Below are 17,854 nucleotides of genomic sequence, written 5' to 3'. Positions count from 1 at the left end.
CTAGGGTGTCGCCGCACCAGCTATCGCTAGATAAGCTAGCAATATGACGCCGCCCCATCACGCCCGCCGTGGGCCTTCCCGCTGGCTCCGGATCGGCATTCCCGCGCTCCTTGTCCTGGTCTGGCTGTCGGTGGGTTCGATCGGCGGACCGTATTTCGGAAAAGTCGACGAGGTCTCGACGAACGACCGCTCATCGTTCCTCCCCGAGAACGCCGACGCGACGCGCGCGGGGGAGCGCCTCGCCGACTTCCAGGGCGAGGAGAGCATCCCGGCCGTCGTCGTCGTGACCGGTGAGGGAGAGCTGTCGGAGTCGGACGCCGCCGACGTGCAGACGCTCGCCGACGACATCGCAGAGCTCGACGGCGTCCACGACGATGTCTCGCCGCCGGTCGCGTCGGAGGATGGAGAGGCGCTGCAGCTGTTCGTCCCGATCGACTCGTCCGCGGACGTCGGTGAGGTGGTCGCTGCGATGCGAGACCTCGTTGCCCAGAACCTGCCGCCGGGGCTCGAAGGCTGGGTGACCGGCCCTGCGGGTTTCACGGCCGACCTCGTCGAGGGGTTCCTGGGCATCGACGGGCTTCTGCTTGCCGTCGCACTCATCGCGGTATTCGTGATCCTCGTGATCGTCTACCGGTCGCCGCTGCTGCCGGTGCTGGTGCTCACGACGTCGGTCTTCGCGCTGTGCGTCGCCCTGCTCACGGTGTGGTGGCTCGCGAAGGCCGGCATCGTCGTGCTCAACGGGCAGGTGCAGGGCATCCTCTTCATCCTGGTGATCGGCGCCGCGACCGACTACGCCCTGCTCTATGTGGCACGCTTCCGCGAGGCGATCGCGGAGGGCGCGGAACGGTGGGATGCCGTCATGCAGGCGTGGCGCGGCGCGTTCGAGCCGATCCTGGCATCCGGCGGGACGGTGATCGCGGGCCTGCTGTGCCTGCTGCTGTCCGACCTCGCGACCAATCGCGCCCTCGGACCCATCGCGTCCATCGGCATCGCGTTCTCAGTGCTGTCGGCGTTGACGTTCCTCCCGGCGCTGCTGGCACTGTTCGGACGGGCCGTATTCTGGCCCTTCATCCCGAAGGCGCCGCTGGCGACGATCCCCGATGACCTGACACAGCCGGTCACCGGAGTGTGGCCGCGAGTGGCACGGCTGGTCGCCCGTCGTGCACGCACGGTGTGGATCGTCTGCACAGTGGTGCTCCTCGCCGGAGCCGTCGGCGTCACGCAGCTCAAGGCGGACGGCGTTCCCACGAGCGAACTCGTGCTCGGGGCATCCGAAGCACGAGAGGGTCAGGAAGTGCTCGCGGAGCACTTCCCGGCCGGGTCTGGATCGCCCGTCTACGTCATCGTGCGCGAGGACGATCTGACGACGGCGGTCGAGGTTCTCCTCGAGGCGGACGGTGTCGACTCGGTCGCCGTCGCAGCGGCGGATTCGCCGACTGGTCAGGCGACGGTCGAACTCGACGACGGCGAACCGGTGTTCACGGCGGTCGGCCCGCCGGGAACACCGGCACCGGAGCCGACGGTGGCCGAAGGGGACGTGCTCGTGATCGGGACGCTGACGGATGCCGCGGACTCCGTCGCCGCAGAAGACACAGTCCGCGCACTGCGGGCCGATCTCGACGGGACGCTGGGCGTCGGTGCGGCGATCGTCGGGGGTGAGACGGCGACCGACGTCGACACGAACGACACCTCGACGCGGGATCGCACGGTCATCATCCCGGTGATCCTCGTCGTCATCCTGCTGATCCTGATGGTGCTGCTGAGGTCGATCGTCGCGCCTGTGCTCCTCATCGCGACGGTCATCCTGTCGTTCGGCACCGCGCTGGGTGTGAGCGCGATCGTCTTCAACGAGGTGCTCGGGTTCCCGGGCGCCGATCCCGCCGTGCCGCTGTACGGCTTCGTGTTCCTCGTCGCACTCGGTGTGGACTACAACATCTTCCTGATGTCCCGAGTGCGGGAGGAGTCGCTCGTCCACGGAACGCGGCGCGGCATCCTGCGAGGTCTCGTCGCGACGGGCGGTGTCATCACCTCCGCGGGGCTGGTGCTCGCGGCCACGTTCGCCGCACTCGGTGTCATCCCGATCCTGTTCCTCGCGCAGATCGCGTTCATCGTGGCGTTCGGAGTGCTGCTCGACACGTTCGTCGTGCGATCCCTCCTCGTCCCCGCCCTGTCATTCGACATCGGACGGGCGATCTGGTGGCCCTCGAAGATGTGGCGTCACGACGGCGCGACGGCGGGCTCCGAACCCGTCCGCGTTCCCGCCGCCACCTCGTCCGAGCTCGTCGCGGAGGACGGCCACCCCCTCACACGCGAGGAGTACCGGCGTACGCTCGAATCATGAGCAAGGCACTGTTCATCGTCGACGTCCAGAACGACTTCACCGAGCGCGGCGCTCTCGGTGTCGAGGGGGGTGATGCGGTCGCCGAGCGCATCACCGCGTACCTCCGGACGCACGCCGAGGAGTACGAGATCATCGTCGCATCACGCGACTGGCATGACGGCGACAACGACAACGGCGGCCACTTCGCCGCGGGCGAGCCCGACTTCGTCGACACGTGGCCCGTTCACTGCGTGGGCGGCAGCTCCGGCGCTGAGTATGACGAAGCGTTCGACACATCCGCCGTCACCCACCACCTCAAGAAGGGTCAGGGCAAGCCGGCGTACTCGCTGTTCGAGGGTGTCGCTGACGACGGCACGACCGCGCTGCAGCTCCTCGAACAGCACGGCATCCTCGACATCGACATCGTCGGCCTCGCCACCGACTACTGCGTGCGCGCATCCGCGCTGGACGCAATCGGCGCGGGCCGCCACGTCCGGGTTCTCACCGACCTCGTCGCCGGGGTGCACCCCGACTCCAGCGAGAAGGCGCTCGCCGAGATCGCACACGCCGGCGCGGTACTCGTCGAATCAGGCGACGCGTCCCAGCGGCACGGCGAGTGAGCGACGCGACGGCCGAGAGCATCCGCGCGGCGCTCGAGGCCGAGGCATCCGCCGACGAACGCGCCAAGATCCAGCGGCGCATGACCGACACACGCACCGAGGTCATCGGCGTACGCATGGGAACGGTCTTCGATATCGCGAAGGCGAACAGCCGGATGCCCCTGGCCGAGGTCGACCGGCTGCTCGACTCCGACGCATACGAGATGCGGATGGCCGCCGTCTCGGTGCTGGACTTCGCCGCGCGGGCGAAGAAGCCCGATCGGCAAGCCCTCTACGAGCTGTGGATGCGACGAATCGACCGCATCGAAACGTGGGACTACATCGATAGGGCTGCGCCTCGCGTGATCGGCGGGTATCTGCTCGACAAGCCGCGCGACGTATTGTTCGACCTCGCACGTTCCGACGATAGATGGCATCGACGCACAGCGATCACTGCCGCTTTCTGGATCATCCGCTCCGGAGACCTCGACGATCCGCTCGCACTGTGCGAGATTCTCGTTGCCGACCCCGAGCACCTGGTGCAGACCAGCGTGGGCGTGGCACTGCGTGAGATCGGGCGAATCGACCAGGCGAGACTCGAGCAGTTCCTCGCGCGACGCGGTGCCGATCTCAGTGCCCACGCGCGTCGGACCGCATGCACCGCGTTGGCCTGACGGTGGACCGATAGCCTCGGATACCGTGACCGACATCCGTGCTCTCGCCCCTGCCGACCACGACGCCTGGCTGGCACTGTGGCGCGGCTATCTCGAGTTCTACGCGGCCGAGCTCTCGGCCGAGCAGACGGCACTCACGTGGAGCCATCTCACCGCTGCGGACTACCCGATCTGGGGAGCGATCGCGACGGATGCTTCAGGCCGGGCGATCGGCTTCGTGCATTGGCTGACGCACCCGGCGACCTGGTCGGACCGCCCGTACTGCTATCTCGAGGACCTCTTCGTGGCCCCAGGCGCGCGTGGTTCGGGCGCCGGGCGTGCCCTGATCGCGCACGTGACCACATGGGCAGGCGACAACGACTGCACGAAGGTGTACTGGCTGACGCAGGAGACGAACACCACCGCCCGTGCGCTTTACGACCGCGTGGCGAAGAACACCGGGTTCGTGCACTACGAGATCGGGCTCGAAGCATCATGAACGGCTGCTACTGCGCCAACCACTGCCACACCACCCGAGGCGCGACGGGTCCCGCCGGGCTTTCTGAACTGGCTCTCGGCGGCACCACACGGTCCCAGTTCCTGATTGGTGGGCCCCGTGGGGCTCGAACCCACGACCCGCGGATTAAAAGTCCGATGCTCTACCGACTGAGCTAGAGGCCCTCGTCTTCAGCCTACCGGGCTACGTGAGGGTCCCGAATCGCTGCTCAGTTCTGTTGCGGTCCCGATCGCCGGTGCGCCGGCGGCGATGTCACCCGGCGGGCGCGCTATTCGTCGGGTTCGGGATGGTACTGGGGGCAGGGGATTCACCGGTGCCGGTGCCGGGCGGGGTGTCGGGGTCCGTCTCCGTTCCTGTCCCACCGGTCTCCGTCTCGGTGTCGTTGCCGTTGCCCTGGTTGCCGGTGCCTTGGTTGCCGGTCTCCTGGTTGCCCGTGCCCTGGTTGCCGTTGCCGTTGCCGTTGCCCTGGTTGCCGTTGCCGTTGCCGTTGCCCTGGTTGCCGTTCCCCGGATTGCCGTTGCCCTCGTTGCCGCTTCCGGTGCCCCCGTCATCCCCGCCGTCCTCTTCCTCCACCGCGGGCGGCGGAGCCTGCTGCGTGGGCGTCTGGCTAGGCTGCTGCTGCGTCGGCTCGACGACCGGCGCCGAAGGCCCGGGGTCCGGGGTTCCGGCCTCCACGGCCAAACCCCACACCAACGCTGCGATCGCGACGATCAGCACTGCCGCGGCCACGATACCGGCCACGACTCTTCGCCGGTGGGGCGTGGCGCGACGCTCCCGTGTCTCCGCCCGCGTCGAGGCCGTGACGAGAGGCGAAGCGGATGCCGGAGCTGACGGCGGTGGCTCCTCGATGGGGACGATCGCCGTGGGCTTGGTCGGCGCATTCGGCACGGCGCCCTCCGCCACGTGCGTGCCCACGATTCCGCTCCCGACGGCCGTGGCAGAGGGCAGCACCGACGTGGGGCTCGTCGGAATAGGAGCGGCCTCGGTGGGCAGGTCGACCGACGCGACCGCGGACGCGGCGGCGAGACGAGCCGCCGACGTGGCGACCTCCAAGGCAGTGGGGCGGTCGTCGGGGCGGGTGGCCGTCATTCCCCGAAGAAGGCCTTGCCACTCCGGGCTCAGCGAGTCGGGGATCTCAGGGGACGTGATCAGTCGCGCCACCAGCGCGCCGATGCCCTCGGCATCCTCATACGGACGCGTTCCCGTCAAAGCCTCGATGAGCATGAGGCCGAAGGCGTAGATATCGGACGCGGCGGCCGGGGCCTTGCCCTGCGCCTGCTCGGGCGCGATGTACGCCGGCGTGCCCACGACCAGTCCCGGCGTCGTCACGCGCGTGGTGTCGAGGAGGAAAGCGATGCCGAAGTCGGCGAGCTTCGCGCGCCAGGTCGGCCCGGGAAGCGGTGAGGGTCCGAGCAGCACGTTCGAGGGCTTGATGTCGCGGTGGACGATACCTGCCGAATGGGCGACGTGCAGAGCCTCTGCGATGTCAACCGCGATGGTCGCCACGTCGCGTTCGTCGATTGGTCCCTGCCGGATGCGGTCGCGAAGCGTGACCCCCTCGACGCACTCCATCACGATGTAGCTGCCGTCGGACTCCGAGATGCGGGCGTCGAACACCGTCACGATCGAGTGGTGGTTGAGCGAGGCCAGCACACGGGTCTCCGCTCGGGCGCGCTCGAGAACCTCCGATCCGCCGATCGGACCGCGCAGCACCTTGATCGCCACTGTGCGGTTCAGGTGGCTGTCTTCGGCGCGGTACACCCGCGCCATGCCTCCTTCGCCGATGCGACGCTCGAGGCGATAGCGCCCGTCGAGCAGTTCGCCTGTGGATATGTCCTCCGCCTCGCGCACGTCAGTCATGGTCCTCCCCGCTCGGGTGCGTCACGCAGGTGTCGGGTGGGGGTCGGGCGCTCCGAGCTTCTCCGAACCTAGGCGGCGGGAAGAGAGGCCGACACGCCCTTGACGCCGCGCGCGATCAGTGCAATGGCTCGGCACGACGAAGCCGCCGGCACCACCTCGCTGGTGCCGGCGACTGCGCCGCTCCCTCGCCGGCAGTGCCGGCGGGTGGTCACTGAGCCGGAGGCATCAGGACCGAGTCGATGAGGTAGACGGTGGCGTTCGCGGTCTGCACCCCGCCGCAGATGACGTTGGCGTCGTTGACCATGAGCGCGTCCCCGCTGCCCGTCACCTCGACATCGGCGCCCTGCACGGTGGTGTGGGTGCCGGCGATGTCATCCGGGGCGACCTGTCCGGGCACGACGTGGTAGGTGAGGATCGTCGTGAGCGTGGCCGAGTCGGTCTTCAGCGCCTCGATCGTGGCCGGGTCGATCTTGGCGAATGCGTCGTCGACCGGCGCGAACACCGTGAACTCGTCACCGTTGAGCGTGTCGACCAGATCGACCTCGGGGTTCAGCTGCCCGCTCACCGCGGCGACCAGCGTGGTGAGGATCGGGTTGTTGGATGCTGCGACCGCGACCGGCTCCGTCGACATGCCCTCGATCGATCCGGCGCCGTCCGGAACGGCTTCGGCGTAGCCGGCGCAGCCGGGGCCGACGAGGTTCGCCGCGGGGTCCATCACCATCGGCTCTTCGGCCTCCTCGGTCTCCATGGGCGCTGCCGACGGCTCGTCCGACGGCTCGGCGGCCGAGCCGCCCATGGAACAGGCGGAGAGCGCGAAAGTGGCGGCGACGGCGAGAGCGAGACCCGCCGAGATGCGGGTACGGCGTGAAGTGAACGTTCGAGTGCGTGACATGACTTTCTCCTCAGTGGGGTCCGTTCGGACCGTGATGTGCAGGCCCCGCAGGACGGGAGCCGGCCGCAGGAGCGGCTGTACTGGGGTGTTCGGAGGCGGGCCGGAATCGGATGGGTCCGGATGACGGGACCCGTGCCGGAATATCGACGGGCACAGGGGATGAGGCATGCTGGTGGACATGGTCATCGATGGTGTCGACGTGCCCGAGGACGGCACGACGCGGATCGACCGCATCGCGGTGCTGCTGCAGCGCGTCGCCGCGGGAGACCAGGACGCTTTCGCCCGCCTCTACGACCTGCTGTCGCCGCGCGTGTTCGGCCTCATCCTGCGGGTTCTCGTCGACCGAGCGCAGAGTGAGGAAGTCCTGCAGGAGGTGTTCCTCGAGGTGTGGCAATCCGCTGCGCGGTTCACTCCGAACAGAGGTCAGGGAAGATCGTGGGTCCTCACGATCGCTCATCGCCGGGCTGTCGACCGCGTGCGGGCGTCGCAGGCGAGCAGCGATCGTGACGTACGGGCGGGGCTGCGCGACCTGGACGTCGCCCACGACGGCGTCGCCGAACAGGTCGAGTTGCGTCTCGCGAGCCGAGAGCTCACCGCGGCGCTGTCGACTCTGCCCGAAGTGCAGAAGGAAGCCCTGACCCTCGCCTATTACGGCGGTTACAGTCAGAGCGAGATCGCGGCGCTGGTGGGAGCGCCGCTGGGGACGATCAAGACGAGGATGCGAGACGGACTGTCTCGACTGAGGGATGCGATGGGGGTGACGGCGTGAACGAGCAGGAGTTCGCCGAACTGGCGGCGGGATACGCGCTGAACGCCCTCTCGCCGCACGACCGCGCGGTCTTCGAGGCGGAGTGGGCGCGGCATCCGGAATGGGAGCACTGGGTGAGGACGGATGCCGCCACCGCGGCCGTCCTCGCGGACGGCGTCGTCGAGGCCGCGCCGCCCTTGACGATGCGTTCCAGTCTGCTCTCGCGCATCGCGACGACGCCGCAGGTCCCCGCGATCGGCGCCGCCGAGGCCGCCGCCGCGATCGAGGCAGGCGAGCCGCTCACCCCGCAGCCCGAGGACGAGCGCCCGAGCGCGGAGCCTCCGCCGAACACCTCGACCATCCAGGCCGTGACCCGGCGCAACTGGAGCCGCGGGCTGCTCGCACTGGCCGCGTGCCTGGTGGTGCTCACCGTGCTGGGCTTCGGCGCGGCGTCGATCAACGAGCTGGTCAACCGGCCACCCGCCGTCGTGGCGCTCGACGAGATCGAGTCGGCGCCCGACGCCGCATCTGCCACGGTCGAAGTCACCGGCGGCGGCACAGCGACCGCGCACTGGGCGCCGTCGGTGGGCAAAGTCGTCCTCGTGACCAACGGGATGCCCGAGATCCCGGAGGACGAGACGTTCGAGCTGTGGTGGATCCGCGACGGCGACCCGATCTCGGCCGGAACGTTCGAGGCGGGCGCCGACGGCGACACCACGGTGCTGCTCGACGGCCCATGGTCGGAAGAGGACACCGTCGCAGTCACGGTCGAGCCTGAGGGCGGCGCCCCCGACGGCGTGCCGACCACAGACCCCATCGTGGCCATCCCGACCGCGTGAGAGCGGTACATCCCGATATCCTGAGGCCGTGGCATCCGCCCCGCAGACCCCGCAGACGCTCGTCCACCTGCGACGCGCGCGCGACCTGATGGACCGCGATTACGCTCAGCCGCTCGACGTGCCCACGATGGCCGCGAAGGCGCTCATGTCGCCCGCGCACTTCTCGCGTGAGTTCAAGGCCGCGTACGGCGAGACGCCCTACTCGTACCTGATGACCCGGCGCATCGAACGCGCGATGGCGCTGCTGCGCGGCGGAATGTCGGTGACGGATGCCTGCATCGCGGTGGGTGCGACCTCTCTCGGCTCGTTCAGCTCGACGTTCACCTCCATCGTCGGCGAGACGCCCAGCTCGTACCGCTCACGCTCGCACGACGCGGCGGAGGCCATGCCGCTGTGCATCGCGAAGATCCTGACGAGGCCCGCGCGGTACGTCTGAACGGACGCCGGCCGACCGAGCAGGATCGGAGAAGCGGAGCGGTGGATGCCGCAGCTAGCGTGGCATCATGACCACCATCTCCCTTGCATACAGCCCTCTCACCGTCGACGATGTCGACGCCGCCGTCGAGTTCTATCGCGATGGACTCGGCCTCGAGATCGTCAACGATGTGTCGTACGACGGTCACCGCTGGGTGAGCTTCGGATTCGCCGGTCAGCCGGGTCTCGCCCTCGTGGTGTCGGACCCCACCGCGGGCCGTTCGCCCGAGGACGGCGAGGCGCTCGAGCGGCTCATCGTCAAGGGCATCGGGCCCGGTCCGTACGTCTTCTCGACGGACGACCTCGACGCCACGTTCGAGCGTCTGCGGGCCTCAGGCGCCGAAGTGCTGCAGGAGCCGATCTCGCAGGACTGGGGAGCCCGGGACTGCGCGTTCCGCGACCCGGCCGGCAACCATATCCGCATCAACCAGGCCTGACCCGGTCACGCCGGACGGGAAGAGCGAACATGTGCCTGCCGTGGATGCCGCACCTGCCCGAACGAGCCCTCGCGGTCGTTGCGGCGGGTAGCCTGGACCAGGTGAGTGACGAGTCCCGGGAGTTCCACAAGCCCGTCCGGCGGCCGGCCGAACTGTTCGATCGGCTGTTCTCGGCCGAGGATCCGGCCGAGGTGTCTCGGATCGCCCATTCCACCGCCCATGCGCTGCTTGCGCGGGTGCGGGCAGACCCCGAGAGTGCGATCGTCGAGCGGCTGGTGGCGTTCACCGACGAGCACGGGCTGGACGATCTTGCCGAGCTGTGGTCGCGCTCGCCCGCCCGGACGCTTCCCGGCACGCTGTGGCGGCTGTACCTGCTTCAGCTCATGATCCACGACGACCCGCACACCGCGGCCCTGCTGTACGAGCGCGGGCGAGCTGAGCTCGGCTCGGTCGACGAGATCGTGGCCGGTGCGCCGTCGCCTGCCGGCCCCGACGAACTCGTCGCCCTCATCGACACGATCATGCGCGGACTCTTCGAAGGCGACTTCGCGGTCGCGCTCGACCGGGCCGCCGCGTTCGCGAGGGTGCAGGCATCCGGCGCCACGCACGTCGCCGACGACTACGAGGCCACCGAGCCCGACCGGGCTTCGGCGTTCACGACGCGCGCTCTGCGCCTGTCGGACTACGCCGGCGACCTCTCGGCCTGTGCCGGCCTGTGGCGCCGTGACGCCTTGAACTGACGCATCCGACGCCGAATCACGCGCCGCGCTCCGCCTGGCCGCGTGACCGCGCCTCCACACAGAATCGGATCCGCAGGTGCCGGCCCGCGCCCTGCTCCGCCAGGCCGCGGTGACCGCGGCTCCACAGAATCGGATCCGCAGGTGCGGACCGCGCGTGCGACACGCCGGGCTGCTACCCCCGCTCACGGCGTGTCGGCTGGAGCCTCCGCACCTGCGGATCCGATGTTGTGCGCGGCGCGGGGCCGTCTCCTCCCCAGACCGTCGATCGCCCCGGTTGTCCACAGAGTCCTCAACGCCGGCGGCGTTCGGATGCCGCAGCCGCCAGCCTGGGCGAATGTGCACGATCCAGCAACGAGCCGTGTCCACGTTCCGCGAACTGACGTCTGCGGGTTTCACCAGAGCGAAGATCGGGGAGAGTGTCGCCGACGGCAGCCTCAGGCCGCTTCGTCGTGGCGTGTACGCGGCCGCGGGCGCGTGCGACGTGGTCGCCACAGCAGCGACGCACGGCGGAACCCTTGCTTGCGTGACAGCCGCGCGCCATGAGGGTCTGTGGGTGCTCGAGACGGATGCCGCCCCTCATGTCTGGCTGGGCGCACACGGTCGGTCGTACCCGCACGCCGCGTGCCGGTGCGTCGCACATTGGGACGACGGAACGACGACGGACGCGTTCGGGCTCCCGTCCGTCCCGCGCATACTGCGGCAGATCCTGCTGTGCCGCGGCCTCGAGGATTTCTTCGTCACCTTGGAGTCCGCGCGCCGGCTGGGAAAACTGAAGGCGACCGGGCTGAGCTGGCTCCGCGCCCGCGTGGGACCTGCGGCGCGCGAGGCCATCGAGTACTCGCGTGATGACGCAGACAGCGGACTCGAGTCGTTGCTGCGGTGGAGGCTGCGCGCGCGGAGGTTGCCCGTGCGCACGCAGGTGAGGCTCGTCTCGGTGGGTCGCGTGGACTTCCTGATCGGCGACCGCCTCATCGTGGAGGTGGACGGCGCACCGAATCACGACGACGAATCCCACCGTCACAAGGACCTCGTCCGAGACGCGAACGCCGCATCCTGGGGCTTCGTGACCCTGCGGTTCGACTACAGCTTGGTCGTCCACGACTGGCCGACGGTCGAGATGGCGATTCTGGCCTACATCGACCGCGGAATCCACCTGGTCTGACGTCGGCTGCGCACGCGCAGAATCCGATCCACTGGCGCTCTGGGCGTACACAGAATCGGATCCGTAGGTGCGGGCTGCATCGGTCGAGATCTCGGCTCCGCAGGTGCGGGCTGTGCGTGCACAGAATCGGATCCGCAGGCGCGGACCGTGCGTGCGGCACGCCGGACGATGGAGCCGGATGACGGCGTGTCAGCCGGCTCCTCCGCACCTGCGGATCCGATGTTGTGCAGAGCGGATGGCCCCACGATTCCGACGCCGCCGCGCAGCCCGGACCGGCCGCCGCCCGCACCGGCCGCCGCCCGCACCGGCCGCCGCCCGCACCGGCCGCCGCCCGCACCGGCCGCCGCCCGCACCGGCCGCCGCCCCACCGGCCGACGCCCGGACCGACCGCAACGTGAACCGGGCGAAGCGTGAACCGGCCGCAGCGCGAACCGGCCGCAGCCCGGACTGGCCGCAGCCCGCCGACGGCAAGCCGCGTGGAGAGGCATCCCGGCGCCAGGGCACGTCGCCCCGGAAAAGTAAGTGCCGGGCCGCAGAACGCCTCTCGGCGCGAGGCCGCTCGCAGCGGCAGAAGATGGAGCCCGGGGTTACTGCGGCCCGGCCGAACCAGTGTAACCGAGGCGAGGGGCAGGGCATTCCCGACGTCCTAGGCTCGAAGCATGACCTGGCGTTTCGCGCTCGTGATCGAGCCCGCGGCATCTGACGACTCCCGCACCGACTTCTCGGCGACTTTCCGCGAGATCGACCCCTCTGCACCGGCGCTCAGCGTCGGCGAGCTGAGCACACAGCGCGGCGACGGGATCTTCGAGTCGATCGGCGTCGTCGACCGTCACCCGCAGGAGACGCAGGCGCACCTGGACCGCCTGGCGCACTCGGCGGGTCTGTGCGACCTGCCGTCCCCCCACCTCGAGCAGTGGCGGCAGGCGGTCGCTGTGGCCGCCGCGCACTGCCCGCCCGAGGGGGAGGGCGTCATCAAGCTCATCCTCAGCCGAGGCGTCGAGCACGGACCCACGCCGACCGCGTGGGTCACGGCTGCTCAGGCCGCCGACAACACCGCGGTGCGCAAGCGGGGCGTCCGGGTGGTCACGCTCGACCGCGGCTACGGGATCGATACGCCCGCGCGGGCGCCGTGGCTTCTCCTGGGTGCGAAGACCCTGTCGTACGCCGTCAACATGGCAGCGATCCGCGAGGCCAAACGACGCGGCGCCGACGACGCGATCTTCGTCTCGTCCGACGGCTTCGTCCTCGAGGCGCCGACCGCGTCGCTCATCCTCCGCCTCGGAGACCGGTACATCACCCCCGCTCCGAACGGCGGCATCCTGCACGGCACAACACAGCTCAGCCTGTTCGAGCACCTCGCGGCTCAGGGTCTGCAGACCGGGTACGAGGTGATTCCGGTCGCGTCGCTGACGAAGGCGGATGCCGCGTGGCTGGTGTCGAGCGTGCGGCTGGCCGCACCCATCAGGGCGATCGACGGCGTCGACGTGGCGGTCGACGAAGAGCTCACAGCATCCTTCAACCGCTACCTGCTGAGCGCCCGCGACTGATCCGGCCGGAAAGCAGCCTTATCCGAAGCGGCCGGAGACGTAGTCCTCGGTCGCCTGCACGGACGGGGTCGTGAAGATCGTGCGGGTGTCGTCGTACTCGATGAGCTTGCCCGGCTTGCCGGTGCCGGCGATGTTGAAGAACGCCGTCTTGTCGCTCACGCGCGACGCCTGCTGCATGTTGTGCGTGACGATGACGACCGTGTAGTCGTTCTTCAACTCGCCGATCAGCTCTTCGATCGCGTACGTCGAGATCGGGTCGAGGGCCGAGCACGGCTCGTCCATCAGGATGACCTCGGGCGAGACCGCGATGGCGCGCGCGATGCACAGGCGCTGCTGCTGTCCGCCCGACAGGCCCGAGCCGGGCTTGTCGAGCCGGTCCTTGACTTCGTTCCAGAGGTTCGCGCCCTTCAGCGACTTCTCGACCAGCGCGTCGGCGTCGGACTTCGAGATGCGCTTGTTGTTGAGCTTGACCCCGGCCAGCACGTTCTCCTTGATCGACATCGTCGGGAACGGGTTGGGACGCTGGAACACCATGCCGACCTGCCGGCGCACCAGCACCGGGTCGACGTTCGGCGCGTAGAGGTCATCGCCGTCCAGCAGCACGCTTCCCTCGACGCGCGCGCCGGGGATCACCTCGTGCATGCGGTTGAGCGTGCGCAGGAAGGTCGACTTGCCGCATCCGGACGGGCCGATGAAAGCCGTCACGCTGCGCGGCTCGATGTCGAGCGAGACGCCCTCGACGGCGCGGAAATCGCCGTAGTAGACGTTGAGATCGTTGACTTCGATGCTCTTGGACACGATTCCTCAGGTTCTTTTCGGGTAGTTGGGGATGCCTCAGCGGCCCAGCTTGGGCGAGAACACCTTCGCGACCAGTCGCGCGACGAGGTTCAGGAGCATCACGATGACGATGAGCACGAGGGCACAGGCCCATGCGCGGTCGAGGTATGCCTGGGCGGGAATGCCCTGGTTCATGTACTGCGAGTACGCCATGACCGGGAGCGTCATCATGCGTCCCTCGAACAGGTTGTAGTTCATCGAGGTGGTCACGCCGGCGGTGAGCAGCAGGGGAGCCGTCTCGCCGATGACGCGCGAGATCGACAGCATGACTCCCGTCGTGATGCCGGCGATCGACGTGGGCAGCACGACCTTCGCGATCGTGAGCCACTTCGGCACACCCAGCGCAAACGACGCCTCGCGCAGCTCGTTGGGCACCAGGCGCAGCATCTCTTCGCTCGAGCGCACGACGACGGGGATCATCAGCACCGACAGCGCGACGGCACCCATGATGCCCATGCGGATGCCGGGGCCGAAGATGAGCGCGAACAGGGCGTACGCGAACAGGCCCGCAACGATCGAGGGGATGCCGGTCATGACGTCGACCAGGAACGTGATGCCCCGTGCGAGCCGCTTGCCGGCGCCGTACTCGACCAGGTAGATCGCGGTGAAGAGACCGATCGGGATCGAGATGATCGCCGCGGCGAGCGTGATCAGCAGCGTGCCGACGATCGCGTGCAGCGCGCCGCCGCCCTCGCCGACGACATTGCGCATCGACATCGTGAAGAAGTCGGCGGAGATGCCGGCCACACCGTTGATGACGACGGTCACAGCGACCGAGACCAGCGGGACCATGGCGATGGCGAAGGCCGCGCTCACGATGCCGGTCACGAGCCTGTCGACGCCCTTGCGCCGGCCCTCGACCAGGCTCGAGATGATCGCGATCAGGACGAGATAGAGGATCGCGCTGACGACGGCCCAGCCGGCGACGTTGAAGGCGCTGTTCTCGGCGATCGCGATGATGGCGAACAGCAGGGCGCCGATCACGAGGCTCGCGCCGAGGAGGGCCCATGGCGCCCACGGCGGAAGGTGTCCGCTGGTCAGACGCGGCGATTCACGCTGCGTCAGGTCGGTCGGGGACTGGGGTGGAGCGGTCGTCACGGTCATGTCAGTTCGCTCCCGAGAATTCCTTGCGCCTGCTCACGATCCAGCGGGCGAGAGCGTTGACGGCGAAGGTGACGATGAACAGGATGAGACCCGTTGCGATGAGGACGTTGATGTTGAGGCCGTATGCCTCGGGGAAGGTCAGCGCGATGTTCGCGGGAATCGTGCTGGGATTCTCGGAGGTGAAGAGCTGGAAGGTCACGACGCCGGTCGCGGAGAGCACCATGGCCACGGCCATCGTCTCGCCGAGCGCGCGGCCGAGCCCCAGCATGGAGGCCGAGACGATGCCGCTGCGGCCGAACGGGAAGACCGCCATGCGGATCATCTCCCAACGGGTCGCCCCAAGGGCGAGAGCCGCTTCCTCGTGCAGGACGGGCGTCTGCAGGAAGATCTCGCGGCAGATGGCGGTAATGATCGGGACCACCATCACCGCGAGCACGATGGCTGCCGTGAAGATCGTGCGCCCCGTCGCCGAGACGGTGCCACTGAAGAGGGGGAACCAGCCCGCGTTGACCGAGAGCCACGAGTAGACCGGCTGCACCGCGGGCGCGAGGACCAGGATGCCCCACAGGCCGAAGACGACGGAGGGGACTGCGGCGAGCAGATCGACGATGTAGCCAAGGCCCTGCGCGAGGCGCCTCGGAGCGTAGTGCGAGATGAAGAGCGCCACGGCGACCGACAGCGGCACGGCCATGATGAGGGCGAGGAAGGATGCCCAGACGGTTCCGAACGCAAGAGGCCAGACATACGCCCAGAAGTTGCCCGGGAGCAGCGATGCGGTCTCGCTCGTGGCTGTCAGACCCGGGATCGACTGGACGATGAGGAAGATCGCGACGGCGGCCAGCGTCACGAGGATCATTGACCCCGCGAAGACCGCGGTGCCCGAGAACCAGCGGTCGCCCGGCCGCTGCTTGGGCTTCGGCTTGACGGCCGGGTCGGTCGTCGTCGTCATGGTGTCCTTCGGGTCGGTGGTTTCTCAGGGCGATACCCGGCCCGGCGCGAGCTGCCGGACCGGGTATCGGTGTGTCCTACTCCGTGACGATCGAGTCGATCGCCGCGGTGACCTGCTCGCGCAGGGTGTCCGAGATGGGCGCGCTGCCGGCGGCAGCGGCGGCCTCGTCCTGGCCCTCGGGGCTCGCGATGTACTCGAGGTAGCCCTTCACCAGCGGGGCGACCGCGGCGTCGGCGTACTCCTGGCACGCGATCATGTAGCTGATGAGGACGATCGGGTAGACGCCCGCCTCGGCCGACGTACGGTCGAGTGCGATGGCGAGGTCTCCCTCGCCGCGGCCCTCCTCGAACGGCGAGGCGTCGACGATGGCCGCCGCGGCCTCGGGCGAGTACTCGACGAACTCTTCGCCGACCTGCACGGCGACGGTCGAGAGACCCTCTTCGGCAGCGCGCGACGCGTCGGCGTAGCCGATGGTGCCGTTGCCGCCGGCGACCGCCGATACGACACCCGACGTGCCCTGAGCAGCCTCGCCGGTCGACAGCGGCCACACGCCGTCGGGCTCCGAGGTCCATACGTCGGGTGCGGCCTGGAACAGGTAGTCGGTGAAGTTCTCAGTCGTGCCCGAGTCATCGGCGCGGTGCACCGGGGTGACCGCCGTGTCGGGAAGCGTCGCGTCGGGGTTGAGCGCGGCGATCGCCGGGTCGTTCCACGTCGTGATGGTGCCCGCGAAGAGGCCGGCGATGGTCGCCGCGTCGAGGTTGAGGGTGTCGACGCCCTCGAGGTTGAAGATGACCGCGATCGGCGAGATGTAGGTCGGCAGCTCGATGATGCCCGAACCGTCGACGCACGCGTCGAACGGGCCGGCTTCGATCTCTTCGACCGTGAACGCGCGGTCGGATCCGGCGAACGGGAATGCGCCCGCCTGGAACGACTCGCGACCCGCGCCGGAGCCGGCGGGGTCGTACGTGATGGTGACCTCGGGGTTGGCGGTCTGGAAGCCGGCGGTCCACGCCTGGACCGCGACCTCCTGCGACGAGGCGCCGCCACCGGCGAGCTCGCCGGAGAGGCCGCCCGCGGCGGGGCCGTCCGAGGGGTTGCCCGTGGGCTCGTTGGAAGCGCAGCCGGCGAGGGCGAGAGCCGCGACTGCGGCGACAGCGCCCACCTGGGCGATGCGGGAGATCTTCACTGTGTGAATCCTTCACGTGTCAGGGAATGAGGCCCGGGTAAGGCCTTCGGGTGGGAGCCCGGTGCAGGGCTCGATCTGAAACGTAGGCTCGGACTCTTAAGAGAGTGGGCTGCGCGGGTGAACGGAAGGTGAACGGGGCGCCGACATCAAGGCACTCCGACGACGGCGCCGGACGGTCCGGCCGCGTCATTCCGGGCAACGCAACCCCGTTCGTTCACCCCGGCCCGGTAGGGTGCTCGGCCATGGCGAAGACGACGAAGGCGGAGCGCAAGGCGCTCGAGGCGATTGACGATGCCGCTGCGGCGGCGAAGCAGGCGAAGCGGGTCGCGAAAGAGCTGCCCGGCAAATCCGCGAAGAAGCTGCGCGAGCTCGCGGTGGACGCGATCGATGCCGGCGACGTGTCGAAGAAGCAGCTGCGGAACAAGCCTCGAAAGGTGGCGAAGGCCGCGGCGCGCGCGACGGAACGTGTGCGCAAGGCGACCCGTGCCGCGATCGCCAAAGCCGAGAACAAGGCGCGTCTGCGTGCCGAGGCCGAGCGCGCGGCGGCGGAGGCTGAGCGCGCCGCAGCCGAGGCCGCAGCACGCAAGGAAGAGGCGAAGGCGCTCAAGAAGGCCGCGGCCAAGGCCGAGCGGGCAGCGGCCAGGGCCGAGGAGGAGGCGCGCACCGCTGATGCACGGCTGGATCAGGAGCTCGTGCCACATGACGACCCGCGAGCGACGGATGCCGCGGCTCCAGCCGTCGCGGCGCCCGATTCCGCTGCACCCGAGGCCGATGTCGATGACGCCGCCGAGGCCCGGCCCACGTCCAGGCCGCGTCGCGCCACCTCGTCTCGCCCGCGGACTCCGCGCACGGCAAAGGTCGAGCAGGCGCAGGATCTCGCCTCGCTGACCGTGGCGCAGCTGCGGGGGCGTGCCAAGAGTGCGGGCAAGGTGGGCTACTCGCGCCTGAGCAAGGCCGAGCTCGTCGCGCTGCTGTCCTGACGTGACGCTC

The 17,854-nt window shown here is 69.2% G+C and carries 18 protein-coding genes and 1 tRNA gene; 12 read left to right on the top strand and 7 right to left on the bottom strand.

Annotated features, from left to right (window positions below; all coding sequences use genetic code 11):
- The first annotated feature begins 43 nt into the window (after positions 1 to 43).
- From ACLKM7_RS02125 to ACLKM7_RS02110, 4 genes are read left to right on the top strand one after another with little or no spacing between them, the layout of a single operon-like run.
- Entirely contained in the window at positions 44 to 2,341 is a 2,298-nt protein-coding gene (locus tag ACLKM7_RS02125; protein WP_436445365.1) for an MMPL family transporter, read from the top strand.
- Positions 2,338 to 2,940: an isochorismatase family protein gene (locus ACLKM7_RS02120; RefSeq protein ID WP_436445364.1), complete on the top strand. Its 603-nt coding sequence runs from the start codon at positions 2,338 to 2,340 to the stop codon at positions 2,938 to 2,940. Before ACLKM7_RS02125 ends, ACLKM7_RS02120 begins: the two co-directional genes overlap by 4 nt.
- Positions 2,937 to 3,593, top strand: coding sequence for a DNA alkylation repair protein (locus tag ACLKM7_RS02115; protein ID WP_436445363.1), 657 nt, complete (start codon positions 2,937 to 2,939; stop codon positions 3,591 to 3,593). The genes ACLKM7_RS02120 and ACLKM7_RS02115 overlap by 4 nt, the downstream gene beginning before the upstream one ends.
- 25 nt (positions 3,594 to 3,618) lie before the next feature.
- A complete protein-coding gene (locus ACLKM7_RS02110) occupies positions 3,619 to 4,071 on the top strand; it encodes an N-acetyltransferase family protein (protein ID WP_436445362.1) in 453 nt (150 codons plus the stop codon).
- A gap of 106 nt (positions 4,072 to 4,177) precedes the next feature.
- On the opposite strand, the gene ACLKM7_RS02105 is transcribed toward ACLKM7_RS02110, so the two are convergent.
- The 3 genes from ACLKM7_RS02105 to ACLKM7_RS02095 form a co-directional block, all read right to left on the bottom strand.
- Positions 4,178 to 4,253, bottom strand: a tRNA-Lys gene (locus tag ACLKM7_RS02105).
- 88 nt (positions 4,254 to 4,341) lie between these two features.
- A complete protein-coding gene (locus tag ACLKM7_RS02100; protein ID WP_436445361.1) occupies positions 4,342 to 5,949 on the bottom strand; it encodes a serine/threonine-protein kinase in 1,608 nt (535 codons plus the stop codon).
- Between the two features lie 208 nt (positions 5,950 to 6,157).
- Positions 6,158 to 6,841, bottom strand: coding sequence for a fasciclin domain-containing protein (locus tag ACLKM7_RS02095; RefSeq protein ID WP_436445360.1), 684 nt, complete (start codon positions 6,839 to 6,841; stop codon positions 6,158 to 6,160).
- A gap of 166 nt (positions 6,842 to 7,007) precedes the next feature.
- Between ACLKM7_RS02095 and sigK the strand changes: the two genes are divergently transcribed.
- The 7 genes from sigK (at position 7,008) to ACLKM7_RS02060 (ending at position 12,788) form a co-directional block, all read left to right on the top strand.
- Entirely contained in the window at positions 7,008 to 7,610 is a 603-nt protein-coding gene (sigK, locus tag ACLKM7_RS02090) for an ECF RNA polymerase sigma factor SigK (RefSeq protein WP_436445359.1), read from the top strand.
- Positions 7,607 to 8,428 (top strand): anti-sigma factor, encoded by an 822-nt coding sequence (locus ACLKM7_RS02085; RefSeq protein WP_436445358.1) that lies wholly within the window; start codon positions 7,607 to 7,609, stop codon positions 8,426 to 8,428. Before sigK ends, ACLKM7_RS02085 begins: the two co-directional genes overlap by 4 nt.
- Positions 8,429 to 8,516: 88 nt before the next feature.
- Positions 8,517 to 8,864 (top strand): helix-turn-helix transcriptional regulator, encoded by a 348-nt coding sequence (locus ACLKM7_RS02080; protein ID WP_436445762.1) that lies wholly within the window; start codon positions 8,517 to 8,519, stop codon positions 8,862 to 8,864.
- 67 nt (positions 8,865 to 8,931) lie between these two features.
- Entirely contained in the window at positions 8,932 to 9,339 is a 408-nt protein-coding gene (locus tag ACLKM7_RS02075; RefSeq protein WP_436445357.1) for a VOC family protein, read from the top strand.
- A gap of 101 nt (positions 9,340 to 9,440) precedes the next feature.
- Positions 9,441 to 10,079, top strand: a complete 639-nt coding sequence (locus ACLKM7_RS02070) for a DNA-directed RNA polymerase subunit beta (RefSeq protein ID WP_436445355.1) — start codon at positions 9,441 to 9,443, stop codon at positions 10,077 to 10,079.
- A 523-nt stretch (positions 10,080 to 10,602) separates the two neighbouring features.
- Positions 10,603 to 11,241, top strand: a complete 639-nt coding sequence (locus tag ACLKM7_RS02065) for an endonuclease domain-containing protein (RefSeq protein WP_436445353.1) — start codon at positions 10,603 to 10,605, stop codon at positions 11,239 to 11,241.
- A gap of 659 nt (positions 11,242 to 11,900) precedes the next feature.
- Positions 11,901 to 12,788 (top strand): aminodeoxychorismate lyase, encoded by an 888-nt coding sequence (locus tag ACLKM7_RS02060; RefSeq protein ID WP_436445352.1) that lies wholly within the window; start codon positions 11,901 to 11,903, stop codon positions 12,786 to 12,788.
- Between the two features lie 18 nt (positions 12,789 to 12,806).
- Here the strand turns inward: ACLKM7_RS02060 and pstB are convergent, their stop codons facing one another.
- From pstB to pstS, 4 genes are all read right to left on the bottom strand, one after another.
- A complete protein-coding gene (pstB, locus tag ACLKM7_RS02055; RefSeq protein WP_436445351.1) occupies positions 12,807 to 13,586 on the bottom strand; it encodes a phosphate ABC transporter ATP-binding protein PstB in 780 nt (259 codons plus the stop codon).
- Positions 13,587 to 13,622: 36 nt separating this feature from the next.
- A complete protein-coding gene (gene pstA, locus ACLKM7_RS02050; protein WP_436445350.1) occupies positions 13,623 to 14,729 on the bottom strand; it encodes a phosphate ABC transporter permease PstA in 1,107 nt (368 codons plus the stop codon).
- Position 14,730: 1 nt separating this feature from the next.
- On the bottom strand, positions 14,731 to 15,678 hold the full coding sequence (gene pstC / locus ACLKM7_RS02045; protein WP_436445349.1) for a phosphate ABC transporter permease subunit PstC: 948 nt from the start codon (positions 15,676 to 15,678) through the stop codon (positions 14,731 to 14,733).
- A gap of 76 nt (positions 15,679 to 15,754) precedes the next feature.
- The gene (gene pstS, locus ACLKM7_RS02040) at positions 15,755 to 16,864 is read right to left on the bottom strand and encodes a phosphate ABC transporter substrate-binding protein PstS (protein WP_436445348.1); all 1,110 of its coding nucleotides are present in this window, start codon (positions 16,862 to 16,864) and stop codon (positions 15,755 to 15,757) included.
- A gap of 242 nt (positions 16,865 to 17,106) precedes the next feature.
- On the opposite strand from pstS, the gene ACLKM7_RS02035 reads away from it, so the two are divergent.
- Positions 17,107 to 17,844 carry a hypothetical protein gene (locus ACLKM7_RS02035; RefSeq protein WP_436445347.1) on the top strand — a complete coding sequence of 246 codons (738 nt, stop codon included), beginning with the start codon at positions 17,107 to 17,109 and terminating at the stop codon, positions 17,842 to 17,844.
- Positions 17,845 to 17,854: the final 10 nt, after the last annotated feature.

The sequence above is a fragment of the Microbacterium sp. I2 genome, from assembly GCF_051364985.1.
In the GTDB taxonomy this organism is placed as follows: domain Bacteria; phylum Actinomycetota; class Actinomycetes; order Actinomycetales; family Microbacteriaceae; genus Microbacterium.
Note: the sequence above shows the minus strand (reverse complement) of the source record. Positions and strands in the feature narration are given on the sequence as shown.

Excerpts from the sequence above, each read along its gene's own strand:
- ACLKM7_RS02125 (WP_436445365.1), top strand. The coding sequence starts at position 44 with ATGACGCCGCCCCATCACGCCCGCCGTGGGCCTTCCCGCTGGCTCCGG.
- ACLKM7_RS02120 (WP_436445364.1), top strand. The coding sequence starts at position 2,338 with ATGAGCAAGGCACTGTTCATCGTCGACGTCCAGAACGACTTCACCGAG.
- ACLKM7_RS02100 (WP_436445361.1), bottom strand. The coding sequence starts at position 5,949 with ATGACTGACGTGCGCGAGGCGGAGGACATATCCACAGGCGAACTGCTC.
- ACLKM7_RS02095 (WP_436445360.1), bottom strand. The coding sequence starts at position 6,841 with ATGTCACGCACTCGAACGTTCACTTCACGCCGTACCCGCATCTCGGCG.
- sigK (WP_436445359.1), top strand. The coding sequence starts at position 7,008 with ATGCTGGTGGACATGGTCATCGATGGTGTCGACGTGCCCGAGGACGGC.
- ACLKM7_RS02080 (WP_436445762.1), top strand. The coding sequence starts at position 8,517 with ATGGACCGCGATTACGCTCAGCCGCTCGACGTGCCCACGATGGCCGCG.
- ACLKM7_RS02075 (WP_436445357.1), top strand. The coding sequence starts at position 8,932 with ATGACCACCATCTCCCTTGCATACAGCCCTCTCACCGTCGACGATGTC.
- ACLKM7_RS02060 (WP_436445352.1), top strand. The coding sequence starts at position 11,901 with ATGACCTGGCGTTTCGCGCTCGTGATCGAGCCCGCGGCATCTGACGAC.
- pstA (WP_436445350.1), bottom strand. The coding sequence starts at position 14,729 with ATGACCGTGACGACCGCTCCACCCCAGTCCCCGACCGACCTGACGCAG.
- pstC (WP_436445349.1), bottom strand. The coding sequence starts at position 15,678 with ATGACGACGACGACCGACCCGGCCGTCAAGCCGAAGCCCAAGCAGCGG.
- ACLKM7_RS02035 (WP_436445347.1), top strand. The coding sequence starts at position 17,107 with ATGGCGAAGACGACGAAGGCGGAGCGCAAGGCGCTCGAGGCGATTGAC.